Genomic DNA, 20,036 nt, shown 5'->3' on the forward strand with positions numbered 1-20,036 from the left:
AACCACTATCGTTCGATTTCTATTTTTGTAAGCCGTTCATTCAGGGTCAAAAACTGCTCTTCGGTAAGATGCCTTTTGTTAAGTGCAACTCTCAACTCTAATTTATTCATCCGTTTTAACAGATTTAGTCTGCGCTCACTGGGTCGTTTAAAGTATCTTTCTATATAAACTGATAGCTTGAGCCTAAAACTGTGAAACTCAGAATATAATTCACTAACAGACGTTTCAAGGTCAGCATACAATCCGGGGCTTACTTCTATACCAAACTCCCTAACACTAGCTCTATCAGAGACTGGAGTTGAGCTATCCGCTTTTTTCTTGCTTTCAGAAAAGAATGAAGCACCTTGCGTCTTGCGACTGGTAGCACTAAGTTGAACTTGTGTTTTAACTACATTCTTTCGTCCAGTGTTTGTACCATTTTGATTTTGCGGAATATCACTGCTTGCCGCAAACAATGATTCGGGTCCCTCTAAGCGCTTTAATAAAACCTCTGCGATGGTACTAGTATTTTCGCTCTTTTCAGCACAGGGGCCTTCTTCTTGAAGTGCAGAGTTACTTTCTGATTTATTTTCAATCACCTCTTCGTTCGCACCACTTACTTCTTCAGAAGTAGTTATTTCTTGGTCTACTAGCATTACCGGTGGCTGGCCATTTTCGGTAGCATTGTAACCATATTCAAAAGTCTTAAACGCGCGAATATAGAAGTGCTCTCGCTTATCAAGTTCACTGTCAGTGCATAACTCCACTTGATGAAATGCAAAATAGCTTTCTCCGTACTGATTCCAATCTGACTGCAATAGCGAATTATGGTGCCTGCCAGCCCTTAAGTCTGCAATGTGCCTTCTCATTCTTGAGCCAATGTCTTTTGATTGACCAATGTACGTCGCAAACGACTTAGCATAGATGCAATAGATTCCTGTTCGCCCGCTCAAGTTTCTACACACACTACTAAGATCTTTTTGTGCTCTAAAAGCTTTCTGTGTGATGGGGTGTTCTATAGATGCACTACGTGGCTTTCTAATCAAAACAGGATTACTGATTGAAGCACCTGGCGACACCGATGATGCTTTGCTCAGTTTCTTAAAAGGAGAGGTTTGTAGACGAACAATAACAACATGTTTAGGAAAGTCTTCGAGACATTCAACTTTGTGGATCTGACCATAAATCTTGTTTCCTTGTTCACGCTGCACGCTGACCCAACTGAAATCTTCTTCACAGAGAAACCCAATAAGCGCATTACCATCGGCGTAGACATTACCCCTATCAGGGCGATTTTTCTGAGCTTTGACCCTAATGGACTGGCCTGTCCGGTATTTTGCCTGGAGCATAGCGCGATTCTGATCCGTAGCATAGAAACACCAATCCATTCCCTGAAGGTTACAATCTTTCTTTTCCTTAACAAAAGTTCCCAACTTGAAGATTCCCAACACCAACGAGTAATTAGCATTTTTAATTTGTAACACAGCTCCGACGGCATTCACAATCGACAAAAGACATAGTTTAATTCATATGTAACTTATAGCTTGCTATAACATTAGCAGCGAATAAGTCAGCATTAATTGCTCTAGGCTTGAAAAACAACAGCAACTCTAGTTTAAGTAGAAAAATCAACCTCTCAATAAAGGATAATCTTTGCAGGTCTTTGCTAAATTAGCTAATCTAGCTAAATGATGAAATCACAGAGCTGCTTATGTCTGAACAACTAATTTTTGAACAAATTAAATTAGCGCTCAATGCAGCACCTCGTAATCATTATATGGCTGAATTACACCTGCAAATGATCAAATACGCGGATGAACTCCAGCACATCACGTCAAAAGAATTCTGTGAAGGTGTAGGGCTTAAACAAAGTTTGGGAACTGAGTTCAGCAAGATGCGTAATTTAACAACTAGGTTAAAAGCGGCAGGCTTGAATGCCCATAAAATCTAGATGAAACGCCCAAGTTTTTATGAGGTTAGAATTTTTGATATATCTTGGCTACACGCACAAGTAGCAATTGAATGGGAACTATAAATGACAAGTTTACAACAACGTGCCGAACTTCAACGCCAAATATGGGCGATTGCCAACGATGTTCGAGGCTCAGTGGATGGCTGGGATTTTAAGCAGTATGTACTGGGTACGCTGTTTTACCGTTTTATCAGTGAAAACTTTGTCAATTACATCACAGGCGGTGATGAGAGCGTGAATTATGCGGCCATGCCTGACGATGACGAAAACATCAAGCTTGCTAAAGAAGATGCCATTAAAACCAAAGGCTATTTTCTTTACCCTAGCCAGTTGTTTAGCAATGTGGCGGCTAATGCACACAAAAACGAAAATTTAAATACGGATTTGGCAGCAATTTTTGCTGCAATCGAAAACTCAGCCAATGGCTATGATTCAGAAAAAGACATCAAAGGCTTGTTTGCGGATTTTGATACCACCAGTAATCGTTTAGGTAATACGGTAGAGGCAAAAAACAAACGCCTTGCTGCTGTGTTAAAAGGCGTGGCAGATTTAAAAATCAATCAGTTTGAAAATAACGAAAACGACTTGTTTGGAGATGCTTACGAGTTCCTTATCTCTAACTACGCGGCAAATGCAGGTAAATCCGGTGGTGAATTTTTCACCCCTCAGCACGTTTCAAAATTGATCGCGCAGCTGGCCATGCACGGCCAAACCAGTGTCAATAAAATCTATGACCCTGCGGCGGGCTCGGGCTCATTGCTATTACGAGCCAAAAAGCACTTTGATGCGCATATCATTGAAGATGGTTTTTTTGGTCAAGAGCTCAATCACACTACCTACAACTTGGCGCGTATGAATATGTTTTTGCATAACATTAACTACGACAAGTTTAATATTCAGTTGGGCGATACATTAACCGAACCGCACTTTTTAGACGACAAGCCGTTTGATGCCATTGTCTCTAACCCGCCTTATTCGGTGAAATGGATTGGTAGCGACGATCCAACCCTAATTAACGACGACCGCTTTGCGCCCGCAGGTGTACTTGCACCAAAATCAAAAGCTGACTTTGCCTTTGTGCTGCATGCGCTGAGTTACCTATCAAGCAAAGGCCGAGCGGCTATTGTGTGCTTCCCCGGTATTTTTTACCGTGGCGGCGCTGAGCAAAAAATTCGCCAGTACTTGGTTGATAACAACTATGTTGAAACCGTAATTTCACTAGCACCTAACTTGTTTTTTGGCACCACCATTGCCGTGAATATTTTAGTGCTATCTAAACATAAAGCCGACACCACCACCCAGTTTATCGATGCCAGCGGTTTGTTTAAAAAAGAAACCAATAACAACGTACTGACGGACAACGACGACGAAAAAAATCCGGGTCATATTCAGCAAATCATGAAGGTGTTTGCCAGCAAGGAAAACGTTGAGCATTTTGCTAAATGCGTTGATTTAGATGTTATCGCAGGCAACAGCTATAACCTTTCGGTGAGCAGTTATGTGGAAGCCGAAGATACTCGCGAAGTAATCGACATTACCGAGCTTAATGCCGAACTTAAAACCACCGTTGCTAAAATTGATGCGCTTCGCAGTGAGATTGATGCCATTGTTGCGGAGGTTGAAGCATGAGCATACTAAATTTTATGAATAAGTTACTTGATGGCTATGAGGTTGAGTGGAAACCATTGGGTGAAATAGGTGAGTTTATTAGAGGAAGTGGATTGCAAAAAAAAGACTTTACAGACACGGGCTTTCCAGCAATCCATTATGGCCAAATTTATACACGGTACGGACTAGAAGCAAAGAGTACTTTTGTTCATGTAAATCATGAATTAGCAAAAAAACTAAAAAAAGCAAAAAAAAATGATCTTTTGTTAGCAACAACATCAGAGAATGATGTAGATGTAGTTAAGCCGCTTGCGTGGTTAGGTGAAGACGTTGCAATTTCAGGTGACATGATGCTTTACAGGCATAGAAATAACGTTAAATACCTAGCTTATTTTTTTACATCCGATTCTTTTCAAGAGCAAAAACGAAAGTTTATAACAGGCGCAAAAGTTCGAAGAGTGTCAAAAGATAACCTAGCAAAAATACTCATTCCCATCCCATGCCCAGGTAACCCAGAAAAATCGCTAGCAATACAAGCTGAAATTGTGCGTATTCTAGATGCATTTACCGCCATGACCGCCGAGCTGACCGCCGAGCTAAACATGCGGAAAAAACAATACAACTACTACCGTGACCAGTTGCTAAGCTTTGAAGAAGGTGATTTTGAATGGATGACCCTAGGTGATGTCACGAAAAAATGGTACTCAGGTGGTACACCTACTGCTGGAAAGCTTGAATTCTACGAAGGGGGCAATATTCCATGGTTGAGAACTCAGGAAGTGAAGTTTACTGATGTATCTGAGACTGAGGTATTTATAACGCCAGCTGCGTTGAAAAATTCATCAGCCAAATGGATTCCAGAAAATTGCGTGATTATTGCAATTTCTGGAGCAACCGCTGGAAGATCAGCAATTAATAAGATTCCACTAACAACAAATCAACACTGTGGATGTTTGGAAATCGACGATAAAAAAGCCCTATACCGATACGTATTTCATTGGGTTAGCTTAAATTACGAAAACATAAAAGCTCTAGGACAAGGTGCAAGAGGAGATTTAAATTCGACAATCATTAAGAACTTTAGATTACCTGTTCCTTACGCAAACGATCCAGAGAAATCACTGTTGGAGCAGGCACGAATTGTAGCTATATTGGATAAATTCGACACTTTAACCACTTCAATCCAAGAAGGCCTCCCTCGCGAAATCGAGTTACGTCAAAAACAATACGAATACTATCGCGACTTGTTGTTGAGCTTCCCTAAATCTCATTCAGATGAGGCAGCTTAATGAGTGAATCATTAAAAGAAGCAGCGAGAACACTTCGTAGAAATACTAAAAAAGCACAGCTGATTTACGCCTTTAATGGAACTGGAAAAACTCGTTTATCTAGGGCTTTTAAAGAGTTGTTAGAATCTGAGGTAGCGCGAGACAAGAATGACGAAATAGGTTCTGAATTAGCTCAAAAGAATATCCTTTATTATAACGCTTTCACTGAGGACCTTTTTTATTGGGATAACGACTTAGCGCAGGACGAGCGTCGTATTTTAAAGATTCATCCAAACGTTTTTACTGATTGGGTATTTAAAGAGCAAGGGCAAGACCGAAATGTTGTTGGCCACTTTCAACGATACTCCAACCCTAAACTTACACCATTATTTAATGATGAGTATACCTTTGTTAATTCTAACAATGATGCAATAACGGTTCCTGCGTTCTCTGAGGTTCAGTTTTCTTTTGAGCGAGGTAATAATGAATCTGAGCCCAATATAAAAATATCTAAAGGTGAAGAAAGTAATTTTATCTGGAGTGTGTTTTATAGTCTGATTGAGCAAGTTGTTGAGGTTCTTAATATAACTCAAGTGGAAGAAAGAGAAACGGCTCAGTTTAATAACTTAAAATATATCTACATTGACGACCCAGTTAGTTCATTGGATGAAAACCATTTAATGCAACTTGCTGTTGATTTGGCTTCTTTGATAAAAAAGAGCACTTCACCAATTAAATTTATTATTTCAACACACGACACTACGTTCTATAACTTTCTTCATAATGAACTAAATTCAAAGGAATGCTTTTTATTAGAAGCAACAGAAGATCAAAGTGTTTCATTAGTTAAAAAAAATGGTGATTCAAATACTAGCTTTTTTTATCACCTAGATCTTAAAAGGCAGCTTGAACAGGCCATTAAGAATGAGACTATTGAGAGGCAACATTTTATATTCATCCGCAACCTATACGAAAAAACGGCTAGTTTTCTAGGTTACCCCAAATGGTCAAAGCTATTGCCAGGCAATAGCGATGAAAATAGGGAGGCCTATCTCAATCGTATTATTCAGTTTTCAAGCCATGACTCTTTAGCAAACTTACGTCCGGCTATGCTTAAGCCTGAAGAAAAGCAAATAGTTAACTTTCTATTAACCCACCTAGTTAATAATTACAGCTACTGGAAGCAAGAGGCAGAAAATGACCAATAAGAATTTGACCATACAAGATCAAACCACTGAAATTATTGTCCTTAAAGCCGATGCCAGCCAGCCATTTATGGGTATAACAACGTATAAAAGTTCTCCTAAAGGACAAGTGCTTAAATTAGACACCGCCATTGCGAAAAACTGTTTGTCAGAAGAAGAAATTAAAAAGCTAGAGCGCGCTGTTTCGGCCTTTGTTGATTATATCGAAGGTATTTTAGAGCGCCTAAATACCTTTACTATGGAAGCTTTTGCCCAAAGCGTGAATAAGTTGCTAGGCCAAGGTAACAAAAATAAGGGTTCAGCTTAATGGCCTACCAACCGCCTTTTACCATCACCAGTGAGATCCTCAATTTAGTCGCCAACATTAGTGAAGCTATTGGCCGTTTAAGCGTTGAGTTTGAACAGCAAAAACTGCTGCGCCTGCGAAAAGTTAACCGCATGCGAACAGTTCAGGGGTCGTTGGCGATTGAGGGCAACACGCTGTCAGAGGCGCAAATTACGGCGATCCTTGAGGGTAAACGGGTGATTGCACCGCCAAAAGAGGTGCAGGAGGCACACAACGCCATTGCGGCCTATGAGGCAATCGGCAGCTGGCAGCCCAGCAGTAGTGAGGATTTACTGGCTGCCCATCGGGTGTTGATGACAGGCTTGGTTGCAGAAGCTGGCAGATACCGCAGCCAAGGGGTTGGTGTCATGTCGGGTGAGCAGGTAGTACATATGGCGCCACAGGCGGACCGAGTTCCCAATCTGATGGGCGAGTTGTTGGCTTGGCTGGGCACAACCGATGTACACCCACTGATGGCAAGTTGTATTTTTCATTACGAATTTGAGTTTATTCACCCCTTTTCGGATGGTAATGGCCGTATGGGGCGTTTGTGGCAAACATTGATTCTGTCGAAGTGGCAGCCCATCTTTATTAACATTCCGGTGGAGAGTTTGGTGCATCAGCACCAGGAAGCGTACTACCTTGCCATCCGCAACAGCACTGCGCAAACAGACTGTGCGCCGTTTATTCTATTTATGTTGCAGATGATACTCGATGCCATTGAGGGCAGTACTTACCGCCAGCTTAAAAATGAGGGGTTAAATGCAGGTATAAATGCGGGTTTAAAGTTGTCGGCGTTAGACCACGCTATTCTCGATTTGATCAAAGCAGACTGCTATATCACCAACGCCATGCTGGCCGAGCAGACCGGAAAAGCGCTCAGTACCATTGAACGCCGGATCAGAAAACTCAAACAACATTCACTATTAAAACGGGTTGGTGCCAAGAAAACCGGCCATTGGCAAGTAACTGAATAATACGAAGCTGTGGCTATTTCCATTTTGGAAAACACCACGGCCAAAAAAAGGATGTAAACGAATGACGACGTATAAAACCGTTGCAGAGTCGAATAACTTTATTGTGTTAGATAAATATACACGACAAGATCAAATTGCTGAGAGCTACCAGAGCGAAGGTGATTTAGAGCGTGAGCTGATCCAAGACTTAGCTAGTCAGGGATATGAGTATTTACCTGCGCTAACCACGCCTGATGCCATGATGGCGAATGTGCGCAAGCAGCTACAAGCCCTCAATAAGGTCGAGTTTACCGATGCCGAGTGGGCGCGCTTTTGCGAGCAATACCTGAACACACCCAGCGACAATATTCTTGATAAAACCCGAAAGGTACACAGCGACTATATCTTCGATTTTGTCTTTGATGATGGCCATATCGAAAACATCTACCTGTTCAACAAGAAAACCATTGCTCGTAACAAAGTGCAGGTGATTAAACAGTTTGAGCAAACGGGAAGCCATGCCAACCGTTACGATGTGACGATTTTGGTCAATGGTTTGCCTTTGGTGCAAATCGAGCTGAAAAAGCGTGGTGTGGCCATTCGCGAAGCATTCAACCAAATACATCGCTATAGCAAAGAAAGCTTTAATGCCGAAAACTCCTTGTACAAATTCTTGCAGCTGTTTGTAATCTCTAATGGCACCGACACGCGCTATTTTGCCAATACCACCAAGCGCGACAAAAACAGCTTCGACTTTACGATGAACTGGGCGAAGTCAGACAATACGCTGATCAAAGATTTAAAAGACTTTACCGCCACTTTTTTCCAGAAAGAGACACTACTTGAAGTGATCTTGCGTTACTCGGTGTTTGACGTAAGCAATACTTTGCTGGTAATGCGACCCTACCAGATTGCCGCTACAGAGCGTATTTTATGGAAGATAAAGAGCGCGTTTAATGCTAAAAACTGGAGCAACGCCGAGGGCGGTGGATACATTTGGCACACCACGGGCTCAGGAAAAACACTCACCAGCTTTAAAGCGGCACGTTTAGCCACCGATTTAGACTGTATCGATAAAGTCTTTTTTGTGGTGGACAGAAAAGACCTCGACTATCAGACGATGAAAGAGTATCAGCGGTTCTCGCCTGATAGTGTGAACGGTTCGGACAGTACCGCAGGGCTTAAAATCAACCTGGATAAAGATGATAACAAGATTGTCGTTACCACTATCCAAAAGCTCAACAACTTAATCAAAAGTGAAAGCGATTTAGCTATATACAACAAGCAAGTTGTCTTTATTTTTGATGAGTGTCATCGAAGCCAGTTCGGTGAAGCGCAGAAAAACCTGAAGAAGAAATTTAAAAAGTACTACCAGTTTGGCTTTACCGGTACGCCAATTTTCCCTGAAAACGCTTTGGGTGCTGAAACCACAGGCAGCGTGTTTGGCCAGCAGTTGCACACATATGTGATCACCGATGCCATTCGTGATGAGAAAGTCCTCAAGTTCAAAGTGGACTACAACGATGTTCGTCCGCAATTTAAGAGCATTGAGACTGAGCAGGATGAGAAGAAACTCAGTGCCGCGGAGAACAAGAAAGCGTTCTTACACCCGGTGCGCATTCGTGAAATCTCGCAGTATATTCTGAGCCATTTTAACCAGAAAACGCATCGAGCCTATTCTGGTGCCAAAGGGTTTAACGCCATGTTTGCGGTAAGCAGTGTTGATGCAGCGAAAGCATACTATGAAACCTTTAAAACATTGCAGGCCGAGGCTGAGAAAGGACCCACAAGTAAACCCTTGCGCGTAGCGACTATCTTCTCATTTACAGCCAATGAAGAGCAGGACGCCATTGGTGATATCTTAGATGAGAGCTTTGAAGTCAGTGCCATGAACAGCAGTGCGAAAGAGTTTTTGAGCGTCGCGATTAACGATTACAACGCCATGTTTAAATCTAACTATGGCGTGGACAGTAATGGCTTTCAGAACTACTACCGTGACCTTGCCCAGCGCGTGAAGAATCAAGAAATCGATCTGCTCATCGTGGTCGGTATGTTTTTAACGGGCTTTGATGCGCCTACGCTCAATACCTTGTTTGTTGACAAAAATTTGCGCTATCATGGCTTAATGCAGGCGTTTTCTCGCACTAACCGTATTTATGATGCGACGAAGACCTTTGGCAATATTGTCACCTTCCGGGACTTAGAGCAGGCAACCATTGATGCCATTACCTTGTTTGGCGACAAAAACACCAAAAACGTGGTACTCGAAAAGAGCTACAAAGAATACATGGAAGGTTTTAACGATATTGCAAGCGGTCTAGCTCGTAGAGGTTTTGTTGAGATCGTTAAAGAGCTGCAAGAGCGTTTTCCAAACCCAGAAAATATTGAAAAAGAACAAGATAAAAAAGAATTTGCCAAGCTGTTTGGTGAATACCTAAAAGCAGAAAATATATTACAAAACTACGATGAATTTGCTGCTTTAAAGGCATTGCAAAGCTTAGACACCAGTGATGAACTCGCTGTTGCAGAGTTTAAAGCTAAGTACTATTTAGACGATGCTGAATTGGAGTCAATGCAAACCATCAATATGCCGAGCGAGCGTGCTATCCAAGATTATCGCTCTACTTATAACGATACTCGTGACTGGTTGCGCCGCCAGAAACAAGGGGAAGAAAAGGATAACTCCACCGTTGATTGGGACGATGTGGTCTTTGAAGTGGACTTGCTTAAATCCCAAGAAATAAACCTCGATTACATTCTTGAACTGATTTTTGATCACAATAAGAAGAACAAGAGCAAAGAAGGCTTGATTGAAGAAGTCCGCCGTATGATCCGCGGTAGCCTTGGCAATAGAGCGAAAGAGAGCTTGGTGGTTGATTTTATTAATCAGACAAATCTAGATGAGATCAATGACAAAGCCAGCATTATCGACGCTTTCTTCAAGTTCGCCCAGGCGGAGCAGGTCAAAGAAGCAAAAGAGATTATTGAATCAGAGTCTTTAAATGAAGAAGCTGCAAAGCGATATATTTCTTTTTCTCTAAAACGAGAATTTGCGTCAGAAAATGGCACCGCACTCACTGATGCATTACCAAAATTGAGTCCTTTAAATCCAAAATATCGCACTCTTAAGCAACTCGTTTTCCAGAAAATTGCTGCTTTTGTTGATAAGTTTAAAGGCGTTGGGGGTGAGATTTAATATTATTTACACGACAATACAAAGTAAAAGGGCTCATTGAGCCCTTTTACTTTCCAACTTTGTTTGTCACTTTCCATCCTTGTTTATAACTTTCCAACCTAGTTTGGATGTGACACCGGTTCAATCAACCTAACCCAACTTACTCTACCGTCACTGACTTAGCCAGGTTACGTGGCTGGTCGACGTCGGTGCCTTTGATCACGGCAACGTAGTACGACAGCAGCTGTAGCGGGATTGTATAGACAACGGGTGCGATGATGTCTTCAACGTGATTCACGTTCATTACACGCATGGTGTCGTCTGATGCAAAGTTGGAGTCTTTGTCGGCGAAGACGTAGATGATACCGCCGCGGGCGCGGACTTCTTCAACGTTTGACTTCAGCTTTTCAAGCAGCTCGTTGTTTGGCGCTACGACGATGATTGGCATGTCGGCGTCTATCAGGGCCAGTGGGCCGTGCTTTAACTCGCCTGCGGCGTAGGCTTCGGCGTGAATATACGAGATTTCTTTAAGCTTAAGTGCGCCTTCCATTGCGATTGGGTACTGTGAACCACGACCCAGGAACAATGAATGGTGCTTGTCAGCGAATTCTTCTGCCAGCGCTTCGATGCCGTCAGCCATGTTCAGTGACTCTTCCAGTTTGTTTGGCAGGGTCTTGATGGCGTTCACGATCACGCTCTGGTCGCGGCCTTTTTCCTGTGCGATTGACGCAGTTAGCATCAATAAACCCACTAATTGCGTAGTAAACGCTTTAGTTGATGCCACACCAATCTCGGCACCGGCTTTGGTCATAAAGGCCAGATCGGATTCACGCACCAGTGACGAGCCCGGCACGTTACAAATGGTCATAGAGGCCATGTAACCCTGCTCTTTAGCCAGACGCAGTGCAGCCAGGGTATCGGCGGTTTCGCCAGACTGAGAAATGGTTACAAGTAAGCTGTTTTCGTGTACGAACGACTCACGGTAACGGAACTCAGAGGCAATTTCGACATTACAGCTTACGCCTGCGTATTGCTCTAGCCAGTAGCGCGCCACCATGCCTGAATGGTAAGAGGTACCACAGGCGATGATCTGAACGTGTTTAACGTCTTTGAAGATCCGGTTTGCCTGGTCGCCAAATGCATCTACCGATACTTTGTCGCCATCTAAACGACCTTCAAGCGTGTTACGCACGGCCATTGGCTGCTCGTAGATCTCTTTAAGCATGTAGTGACGGTATTCGCCTTTGCCCGAGACATCCTGAGAAATGTTCGATTCAACCACTTCACGCTCAACCGGCTCGCCGTTGATGTCGTAAATTTCAACCGTATCGCGGGTGATGCGTGCTACATCGCCTTCTTCTAAGAAGATAAAGTTGCGCGTTACCGCAAGCAGTGCCAGCTGATCAGACGCGATAAAGTTTTCGCCCAGACCTAAGCCGATAACCAGCGGGCTGCCTGAACGGGCCACGATGATTTCGTTGTCGTTGGCTTTGTCGAATACCACAGTGCCGTAAGCGCCTTCAAGCTGCTTAACCGCGGCTTTAACCGAGTCCAGCAGAGAGTCGTGCTGCTGACGCAGTTGGTGGATCAGGTGGACCATCACTTCGGTGTCGGTATCAGACAGGAAGGTATAGCCGTCGTCTTTCAATACTGAACGCAGTGACTCGTGGTTCTCGATGATGCCATTGTGAACCAGTGCGATTTCGCTGTTTGAAATATGAGGGTGAGCATTCACTTCGGTTACACTACCGTGTGTAGCCCAACGCGTGTGGGCAATACCTGTGTGTCCGCTGACACCGGCTTCGGCCACGGCCGCTTCCAGGTTGGCCACTTTACCCACGGCCTTGACCGTATTCAGCGTGCCTGCATTGCTTAATGCCACACCCGCTGAATCGTATCCACGGTACTCAAGACGTTTTAAACCTTCGATCAAAATACGGTTAACAGGACGTTCTGCTACCGCACCAACTATACCACACATAAACTCTCCATTATTTGCACGTTGTGTGTTGTTATTCTACCTCTGCGCAGATCAGCTGCACGCCACGGGCCTCGATCGCCTGGCGCAAGTCGGCGGCCAGGTTGTTGTCGGTGATCAAGGTCGTGACCTGATCCCAGGGCAATTCTAAATTCGGTATTCTGCGGCCGATCTTTTCAGATTCGACCAGCACAACCACATCACGGGCGGCTTCAGCCATGACCTGGCTTAAGCCCACCAGCTCGTTAAACGTGGTGGTGCCCCTTGCCACATCAATGCCGTCGGCACCGATGAACAAGGTATCAAAATCGTAAGAGCGTAAAACCTGCTCGGCAACCTGCCCCTGAAACGACTCCGAATGGGGGTCCCAGGTGCCACCGGTCATCAATAAGGTCGGCTCGTTTTCCAGTGCCAACAAGCGGTTAGCAATATTAATGGCATTGGTCATCACCACCAGCCCGCGCTTTTGCGCCAGCTCCGGGATCATGGCAGCGGTAGTACGGCCGCTGTCGATAATGATGCGGTGGTGATCTTTAATCAATGTAGCCGCCGCTCTGGCGATTGCCACTTTACGTAGCGTATCGCGCGCATCGTTACCTTTGGCGACGATTTCCTGGGGCAGCGCAACTGCGCCCCCGTAGCGGCGCAATAACAGGCCGCTTTTTTCCAATGCGGTTAAATCCTTTCGAATCGTAACTTCTGATGTAGCAAATTCACTGGCTAAAGTTTCCACGCTCACTTCGCCTTGCTCGTTTACCATGGCAAGAATTGTGTGTCTGCGTTGCTGTGTATTGCGTTTAGTCATCGTGGTTTTATATTTAGTTATAAGTTTCGTTTCGAACGTTGCGAAATTATAGTCGAAACTTACGGTTCGAAACAAGTTAAATTTTGAGCATGGCTTTTTTATTGTGGAAGTGCCCTTTTTTAGTTGGGTTGTTAAAGACGGGGAGAGTGGAGGAAACGGGCTGGATGACAGCAAAAAGATCGGGGGGCGAGATCTACTCGCCTTCGGCTTCGTGACTGTTTTTGGCACCTGACGGCGCTTTTATGGTTCCCGGCTCGGGGGCCGGGATGACGGAGGGGGGAAGCTGGGTAACGGAAGGAGAAGCTGGGTGACGGAGGGAGAAGCTGGATGACGGAGGAAGAAGCTGGATGACGGAAGGAGAAGCTGGGTGACGGAGGAAGGAGCTGGGTGATGGAAGGAGAAAGGCGAGATGACGAAGGACAGAGGTGGAGGCGGGATATCGGGGTGTATGTTTATGACGCTTGAGTAGCAGGCACTTTGTTTGGCTTCACATCCGTTTGCAGAATGCTAAAATACGCGGGTGTATCAAATATAGGAAATTATGGTGTCGGCTCGGATCAGACAAGAATGGTTACTGTCGCTGTGTGGCTGGACGCTGGTGATTGGCTTTTTGACCTTTATCGACTTGCTGCACGACTGGTCGGTGCCCGAAGACAAGCGACTCAATAACCCGCTGTGGTGGGCTGTGCAGGAGTGGGGATTATGGTATCTGATATCTCCTGTGATATTTCGCGCTCTGGCCCGGCTTGAACCAGCGCCACGGGTAGATACCACCGCCTTTTTGAAAATCATGACAGCGGCCTACTTCATAGCTATGCTGTTTCAGGCATTGTTCGACTTGATAGCACTGGACGACCCCATTGCCTATACACTTTACTACTTTGCGCCCTCCCACCTGCTGGTGCTGTTTGTCATCACCATTTTATGGCACACCCAACTGCGCACCATTGCCGATCCCCGGCAGCATCAGCAGGCGCTGTGGGTTGATCAGGGCAGGGATAAGGTCCTGGTGGCTTTTGACGATATCACCCACATTAGTGCGGCCAGCAACTATATGGAGATCCACACGCTCACGCAGCAATATCTGAAACGCGGCACTCTGAAAGAGTTAATGGCGAAACTGCCCGCACAGTTTGTCCGCACACATCGCTCCCACGTCGTTAACCTGTCTGCCATAGAGCGGATCCAGAACAAGCCTTCTGGCAGTGCCATGATTCAGCTACGCAGTGGCACTCAGGTGGCCCTCAGTAAAGGCTATAAGCAGGCAGTAAAAGCCCGCTTTACTCAAAATGCCTAAAAAGCAAACACACCATTCGTCCCACACCCACCGGGATTAATACACCGACCTCGTCCATTCATCCCAGCTAGCTCTGACTGGCCCCTAAGCTTTTGTTTCCTTTGGTTTGAATCTCTTAATATAGCGCCAACTTTCAAGGAGTGTTGTATGAACCTATTTAAACCTGCTCTGCTCTCTTCGATGCTGTTGTGTACCCTGTTGACGCCTGTGTATGGTCAGCAGCAAGCCGACAAGGTGTTTGATCAAACTGCGCTGGCCAAGTTTAATGCCCAGCATGCTCTGGATCTGCTCAACCAGTTGCCAACCTTTGTGCTGAGTGAAGGCAACAACGAACGCGGTCTCAGTGGAGCCAGCAGCAATGTATTGATCGACGGCGCAGTGCCCTTATCCAAATCCGATTCCATCGAAACCCTGCTGCGTCAGCTGCCAATGAATCAGATAGCAGGCCTGGAGTTATATACCGGCCAGCACCCGTTCAGCCAGCTCAGTGAATACACCCAGGTCGTGAACATCATTAAAAAAGATCAGGGGGCCACCATTGACTGGCGGGCCACTGTGCAGTCTCAGCACAGTGATCATGCATTGAGCGAGGCGATATTGAGCATGCAAACCCGCCGCGCTCTGTGGCACCACACGGTGAGTGCAAAATGGGTCAATAACCATGCCTACTCGTCTGGTGATCTGGCACTGTTTTCGGCTTTGCAGCAGCAACAGGCATCCGAGATACAGCGGGAGCATTTTGCGGAGCGCGAGCAAGGCGTGCAGCTGGCTCTGGTAAGCCGAGCACCACTGAGCAATGGCAGCCTGCAACTCAGTGCATCCGCTCAGCAAACCGACTGGCTCACCCGCTATCGCTGGACACCGGCTGCGCCAGCCCCCGTGAATGGCACAACAGATAACGAACAGGTGAACGAATATGAGCTGGGCTTTGACTGGCTCAGAGACATGCCTGAAGACTGGCAGTGGCAACTCACAGGCCTTGCCAGACGTGAGCAATCAGACTTGTCTATACAAGAATGGTTTAACCAGCAACCGGCATTCACGACCTTTGCCCAGCGCGAACGAGCCCGCGAACAGGTGCTCAGGCTGGCCTACAGCAATCCTGCGCACCTGCTGCAGCCCAGCCTCGGCATAGAAGGCAGTTACAACTCGGTCACTGCCGACACGCGGGACGATGGCAACACGTTATCCAGCAAGGTTACAGAAACGCGTTATGAGCCTTTTCTGGCTGCCAGCTGGCACATAACGCCGCAGTGGCAGTTCTCGGGCAAACTCGCGCTGGAGCAGGCAACCCTGACATCCGGCAACAATGGTGAACCGCCCTTAAAACATCGCCTGCTTAAGCCCCAGCTCAAGCTGGGTTACGACTTCAGTGAGGCCTCGCAACTGACTTTCAGTGCCCAGCACCAGGCTGAACAGCTCGACTTTGCCCTGTTTCAGACCTCCCAGAGCAGTGGCTTTGAGCGAACGCAAAATGGCAGCGAACAGCTCAAGCCCATGCAGTACACTGAGCTGATGCTCACCTGGCAATATGCCCGGGCCGATCTGTTTGAATTTACGCTGAGCCCGCTTTATCAGTGGCAACAGGAGGTCCACGAATATCAGGTACAATCCAATGGCAATGGTGCCATCACCAACGCCGGACGGGCCCACTACTTTGGTCTGGACAGCGAGTGGAGCATTAACACCGAGCACCTGCTCAGCGCCAGTCGCATTGAGCTCAGCTACACCTGGCGGGACGCGCGATATAAAGATCCGCTCAGCGGTGTACGTCCCATTACAGATCTGACGCCACACGAATTCATTATCGGGTTTCGCCGTGATCAGGCCACCTTATCCTGGGGGGTTGAGGCCTTTTTACCTACCCGCCTGCGGGAGTACTACCACGATGAGGTGTTGACCGAGCGCTCTGGCGCAGAGCTCAGTGCATTTATCCAGACTCAGATTGGCGATGGATTGTCACTCAGAGCCGAAATGAACACGCTCAATAAAGCACAATACCGCTATACCAGAGTGCTGTACGACCCTGATCGCAGCCACGCCCCGGCGCACAGAGAAGTGCTGGAGGAATCAATACAGCCTCAACTGAGCCTGACACTCAGTGGCCAGCTTTAAATTTGCGCCAAAACTATCCGTTGCGGAAAAATTCAGCGATAATGCGTTTTTGCTTATCGCTGAACACAAGGAAGGCGCTCTAATATGACAAGACTCATCTGTTTTTTAATAGCGGTGATGGTATCTGGTATTGCCCATGCCGGCGTTACCCCCTGGATCCCATTCGAACTGGAAAATGGCCATATTAAAGTGCCGGTCACTGTGGCAGGTGTAGACAGCATGGCGATCCTCGATACGGGCGCGCAGAGTAACGCCATCAATCAGAACTTTATTAACCGGCACAAACTCGACCTCGCACATCGTGGCAACATTAAAGTGCAGGGTGTGCACGATACAGAGCGCAGAAAGCTGTATAGCAATGTTGATGTCGACTTGTTTGGTATCAAAACCAAACTGAATCAATTAGCTGGGATCAATATGGGCAGCTCGCAGAACAGTCTGCTAATTGGCGCTGGCTTTTTTAGTCAATTTGTTGTTCAGATTGACTACCCAAATAATCGTATACGCATGGTGACCCGTGACGTGATCAACGTGGCGGAGCACGAAAACATTAAGACCCAAACACATAAAGGATCAGGGCTGCCCATTGTGCAGGCCGAGATGGCAGGCAAAAAAGTCTGGTTATTGCTCGATACCGGCAGCAACAGTGGCGTGCTAATTGGCCGCCGCCTGGCTGAAGGACTGGATTTAATTCACCCGGATGACGAACAGATTACATCGCGAGGGGTCAATGCACTGAGCGAGATGCGCGCCACCCGGTTAGCAGAGTTTACCTTCGGCCCGTTTGTGTTGTCGAATGTACGACTCGCTTACCCTGAAAAAGGCCATAAATTCTCTCAGCTTAAGCAATATGCCCATACATCCAGTATGATTAAAGGCAGGAAAGTCAGAGGGATAGTAGGCTATGACGTGCTTAAACATTTTCTGGTAACCCTGGATTATGCGCGCGGTCATATGCACATCAGCGTACCAGAAAAACACTGAGCCGAATTTTCCTTCCGAACCGGGCCTGCTCGTCTATACTTAACGTCACAGTAAGTCAACACGAGGAGGTCCCATGACTCATCGTATCAGTGCCTACTTAGACACACACCTCATTCCTTATCGCGTTATCGAACACGTGGAGAGTCAGTCATCCTTTGGGTCGGCTTATCTCAGCCAGATCCCGTTACCACAACTGGCAAAAGCGGTGATGCTGGAAGATCACGAAAGTAAACGCCTGATGGCGGTCTTGCCTGCCAATTATAAGATCAGCCTCAGCAGCCTGAACGACGCCCTCAAAAGACGGTTTCACCTGATGAAAGAGCGCCAGGTGTATCGCCTGTTTGCAGACTGCAGCCCCGGTGCCGTGCCACCGATAGCCGAAGCCTATCACCTGGATATTGTCTATGACGATCTGCTGCTCATTCAGCCTCATGTGTATATAGAGTCAGGCGATCACAGGCACCTGCTACAGCTGGCCCAGGCTGATTTTCGCCAGCTGATGGAAGATGCCAAACATTTGCGCTTCAGCCACGAGACTTTTCATTAGCGGGTACCCGGCAAGTGCGTCTGGCGTGCGCCACTAGCGTGCGCCACATCACCCGGACAAGGCGCGGCTAAAGCGTGCTTTTATTTAGCGGCATAACAAAGCGACAATGACCATCGCTGACATTGCCTATCATTTCGTCGTACGCCGTTTCCATATCAAAAGTAGCCTGAGTGGCACCCAGTTCGCTTAGCACCAGCTCGGCTTCGCGCAGAGAATTATAAGTCAGTGTTTTTCCCTGCCGATCGGTCAGCAGATGATAATTGCCCAGCGCATCCAGCCCGCCGGCGAGATAATGGTTGGAATCAGCGTAACTGAGGATCACCGCATCCATATGATTCTGATCCAGTTCACTTTTTAGTTCGGAACGTAACATAACTACCCCCTGACGGTGCAAACAATTCAGGCCTGAAGGGATCGACCCTCTGACTTGAGTGTAGCTCAATTTACGTACAGTTCAGTCAGAACGATCAGCTCCTTCTAACAAGAGTGGCAAAAATCCCCAACTTATATACAATCAGAACAAACAATAATAACGCCAAATAACCACATGCCAGTCAGAATCCTTGTCCTGCTGATGACCCTGATGTTACTCAACGGGTGTCAGTCTACCCGCCCAGATACCCGCTCAGATGACCACCTGGCGACCAATCACAGTACATCGGCCGCAGCAGTCGTACCGGACAGACCTTTACCCGCACTGCCAACCCCGCACACCAGCGATGACGTCTGGCAGCGTATTCGCATGCAGCTGAGCTTTGCCACGTCCACTCATCCCAGAGTACTGGCGCGGGTTAACTGGTATCTGCAACACCCGAATTATATGCACACCATCAGCGAGCGGGCCCAACCCTACCTGTATTATCTGGTGACTGAGGTGGAGCGCCGGGGTCTGCCCATTGAGCTGGCATTGATGCCGCTGATAGAGAGCGATTTTAACGCTCAGGCCTACTCAGCAAAGCATGCATCTGGGCTGTGGCAGTTAACCCCGTTAATCGCAAAGCATTATGGTGTCACAATCAACCCCTGGTTTGACGGACGACAGGATCTGATCCAGTCCACTCAGGCAGCACTGGATTTTTTGGTCTATTTACACAAGCGTTTTGACGGTGACTGGTACCATGCCATTGCTGCTTATAATACCGGTGAAGGCCGGGTTGCCACTGCCATCGCCCGAAACCACAAAGCAGGTAAGCCGACTGACTTTTTTGCGCTCACATTGCCGAAACAAACCCGGCATTATGTACCCAAGCTGCTAGCCGCCGCCGCCCTGCTGAAACAGCAGCGCATGCACTTTCCGGCCATTGACAATCAGCCGGCTTTTACGCAGCTGGCACTGGGTAAGGCGGTGATCCTGCCCGACCAACATAACTGGGCAGAGCTGGAAGTCCTCAACCCGGGCTTTCGCCGCTTCCCCGTGCTGCTCAACGGCCCCGGTCATGTGCTGGTGCCAACTACCCGGGCGCAGGAATGGCAACTGGCAGCCATGAAATTTCAGGCACTGCCGGATACACGCTGGCAGCAGGTGGTTGTGCGCCGTGGCGACAGCCTGAGCCGGATCGCAAAACAACATGGCGTCACGGTCGGTGAGCTGCGTCAGTTCAATCAGCTGAGCAGCGATATGATCCGGATTGGCCAGACTTTGTTGCTGCCATCACGCTCAGAAACCCTGGATTACGTCGTGAAACGTGGCGACAGTTTGTGGCGTATTGCCAGACAGTTTGGCGTCTCGGTCAAAGACCTGAAACGCTGGAACCAGCGCAACTCGAATCGTCTGCGACTGGGAGAAACCCTGGCCATTCACCTCTCGGCCCCGTAAACCGCA

The 20,036-nt window shown here is 46.9% G+C and carries 16 protein-coding genes; 12 read left to right on the forward strand and 4 right to left on the reverse strand.

The window, feature by feature from the left end; all coding sequences use genetic code 11:
- Positions 1-5 precede the first annotated feature (5 nt).
- A complete protein-coding gene (locus MHN33_RS14180) occupies positions 6-1,463 on the reverse strand; it encodes a GIY-YIG nuclease family protein (protein ID WP_239398674.1) in 1,458 nt (485 codons plus the stop codon).
- A 227-nt stretch (positions 1,464-1,690) separates the two neighbouring features.
- Here MHN33_RS14180 and MHN33_RS14185 point away from each other — a divergent pair, with 227 nt between their 5' ends.
- The 7 genes from MHN33_RS14185 to MHN33_RS14215 all read left to right on the forward strand — a co-directional run bounded on the left by MHN33_RS14185 (position 1,691) and on the right by MHN33_RS14215 (position 10,509).
- Complete coding sequence (locus MHN33_RS14185) at positions 1,691-1,930, forward strand: transcription factor (protein WP_239398676.1); 240 nt, start codon at positions 1,691-1,693, stop codon at positions 1,928-1,930.
- An 84-nt stretch (positions 1,931-2,014) separates the two neighbouring features.
- Positions 2,015-3,580 (forward strand): type I restriction-modification system subunit M, encoded by a 1,566-nt coding sequence (locus tag MHN33_RS14190; protein WP_239398678.1) that lies wholly within the window; start codon positions 2,015-2,017, stop codon positions 3,578-3,580.
- Positions 3,577-4,848, forward strand: coding sequence for a restriction endonuclease subunit S (locus MHN33_RS14195; protein WP_239398680.1), 1,272 nt, complete (start codon positions 3,577-3,579; stop codon positions 4,846-4,848). The genes MHN33_RS14190 and MHN33_RS14195 overlap by 4 nt, the downstream gene beginning before the upstream one ends.
- Positions 4,848-6,035: an AAA family ATPase gene (locus MHN33_RS14200; protein WP_239398682.1), complete on the forward strand. Its 1,188-nt coding sequence runs from the start codon at positions 4,848-4,850 to the stop codon at positions 6,033-6,035. The genes MHN33_RS14195 and MHN33_RS14200 overlap by 1 nt, the downstream gene beginning before the upstream one ends.
- The gene (rhuM, locus tag MHN33_RS14205; protein ID WP_239398684.1) at positions 6,025-6,339 is read left to right on the forward strand and encodes a RhuM family protein; all 315 of its coding nucleotides are present in this window, start codon (positions 6,025-6,027) and stop codon (positions 6,337-6,339) included. Before MHN33_RS14200 ends, rhuM begins: the two co-directional genes overlap by 11 nt.
- On the forward strand, positions 6,339-7,334 hold the full coding sequence (locus tag MHN33_RS14210; RefSeq protein WP_239398686.1) for a Fic family protein: 996 nt from the start codon (positions 6,339-6,341) through the stop codon (positions 7,332-7,334). The genes rhuM and MHN33_RS14210 overlap by 1 nt, the downstream gene beginning before the upstream one ends.
- Before the next feature lie 61 nt (positions 7,335-7,395).
- Positions 7,396-10,509, forward strand: a complete 3,114-nt coding sequence (locus tag MHN33_RS14215; RefSeq protein WP_239398688.1) for a type I restriction endonuclease subunit R — start codon at positions 7,396-7,398, stop codon at positions 10,507-10,509.
- Positions 10,510-10,648: 139 nt separating this feature from the next.
- On the opposite strand, the gene glmS is transcribed toward MHN33_RS14215, so the two are convergent.
- Positions 10,649-12,469 carry a glutamine--fructose-6-phosphate transaminase (isomerizing) gene (gene glmS / locus MHN33_RS14220; protein ID WP_239398690.1) on the reverse strand — a complete coding sequence of 607 codons (1,821 nt, stop codon included), beginning with the start codon at positions 12,467-12,469 and terminating at the stop codon, positions 10,649-10,651.
- 31 nt (positions 12,470-12,500) lie between these two features.
- Entirely contained in the window at positions 12,501-13,271 is a 771-nt protein-coding gene (locus tag MHN33_RS14225) for a DeoR family transcriptional regulator (RefSeq protein ID WP_239398692.1), read from the reverse strand.
- A gap of 541 nt (positions 13,272-13,812) precedes the next feature.
- Between MHN33_RS14225 and MHN33_RS14230 the strand changes: the two genes are divergently transcribed.
- The 4 genes from MHN33_RS14230 to MHN33_RS14245 all read left to right on the forward strand — a co-directional run bounded on the left by MHN33_RS14230 (position 13,813) and on the right by MHN33_RS14245 (position 18,214).
- Positions 13,813-14,568, forward strand: coding sequence for a LytTR family DNA-binding domain-containing protein (locus MHN33_RS14230; protein WP_239398694.1), 756 nt, complete (start codon positions 13,813-13,815; stop codon positions 14,566-14,568).
- Positions 14,569-14,715: 147 nt separating this feature from the next.
- Positions 14,716-16,683, forward strand: coding sequence for a TonB-dependent receptor (locus tag MHN33_RS14235; protein WP_239398695.1), 1,968 nt, complete (start codon positions 14,716-14,718; stop codon positions 16,681-16,683).
- 84 nt (positions 16,684-16,767) lie between these two features.
- On the forward strand, positions 16,768-17,667 hold the full coding sequence (locus tag MHN33_RS14240; RefSeq protein WP_239398696.1) for a pepsin/retropepsin-like aspartic protease family protein: 900 nt from the start codon (positions 16,768-16,770) through the stop codon (positions 17,665-17,667).
- A 73-nt stretch (positions 17,668-17,740) separates the two neighbouring features.
- Positions 17,741-18,214: a YbaK/EbsC family protein gene (locus tag MHN33_RS14245; protein WP_239398697.1), complete on the forward strand. Its 474-nt coding sequence runs from the start codon at positions 17,741-17,743 to the stop codon at positions 18,212-18,214.
- A gap of 67 nt (positions 18,215-18,281) precedes the next feature.
- Here MHN33_RS14245 and MHN33_RS14250 read toward each other — a convergent pair whose 3' ends face one another.
- The gene (locus MHN33_RS14250; RefSeq protein WP_239398698.1) at positions 18,282-18,587 is read right to left on the reverse strand and encodes a DUF6482 family protein; all 306 of its coding nucleotides are present in this window, start codon (positions 18,585-18,587) and stop codon (positions 18,282-18,284) included.
- A gap of 174 nt (positions 18,588-18,761) precedes the next feature.
- Between MHN33_RS14250 and MHN33_RS14255 the strand changes: the two genes are divergently transcribed.
- The gene (locus MHN33_RS14255) at positions 18,762-20,030 is read left to right on the forward strand and encodes a LysM peptidoglycan-binding domain-containing protein (RefSeq protein ID WP_239398699.1); all 1,269 of its coding nucleotides are present in this window, start codon (positions 18,762-18,764) and stop codon (positions 20,028-20,030) included.
- Positions 20,031-20,036 lie beyond the last annotated feature (6 nt).

The sequence above is a fragment of the Pseudoalteromonas sp. OOF1S-7 genome, from assembly GCF_022347765.1.
In the GTDB taxonomy this organism is placed as follows: Bacteria; Pseudomonadota; Gammaproteobacteria; order Enterobacterales; family Alteromonadaceae; genus Pseudoalteromonas.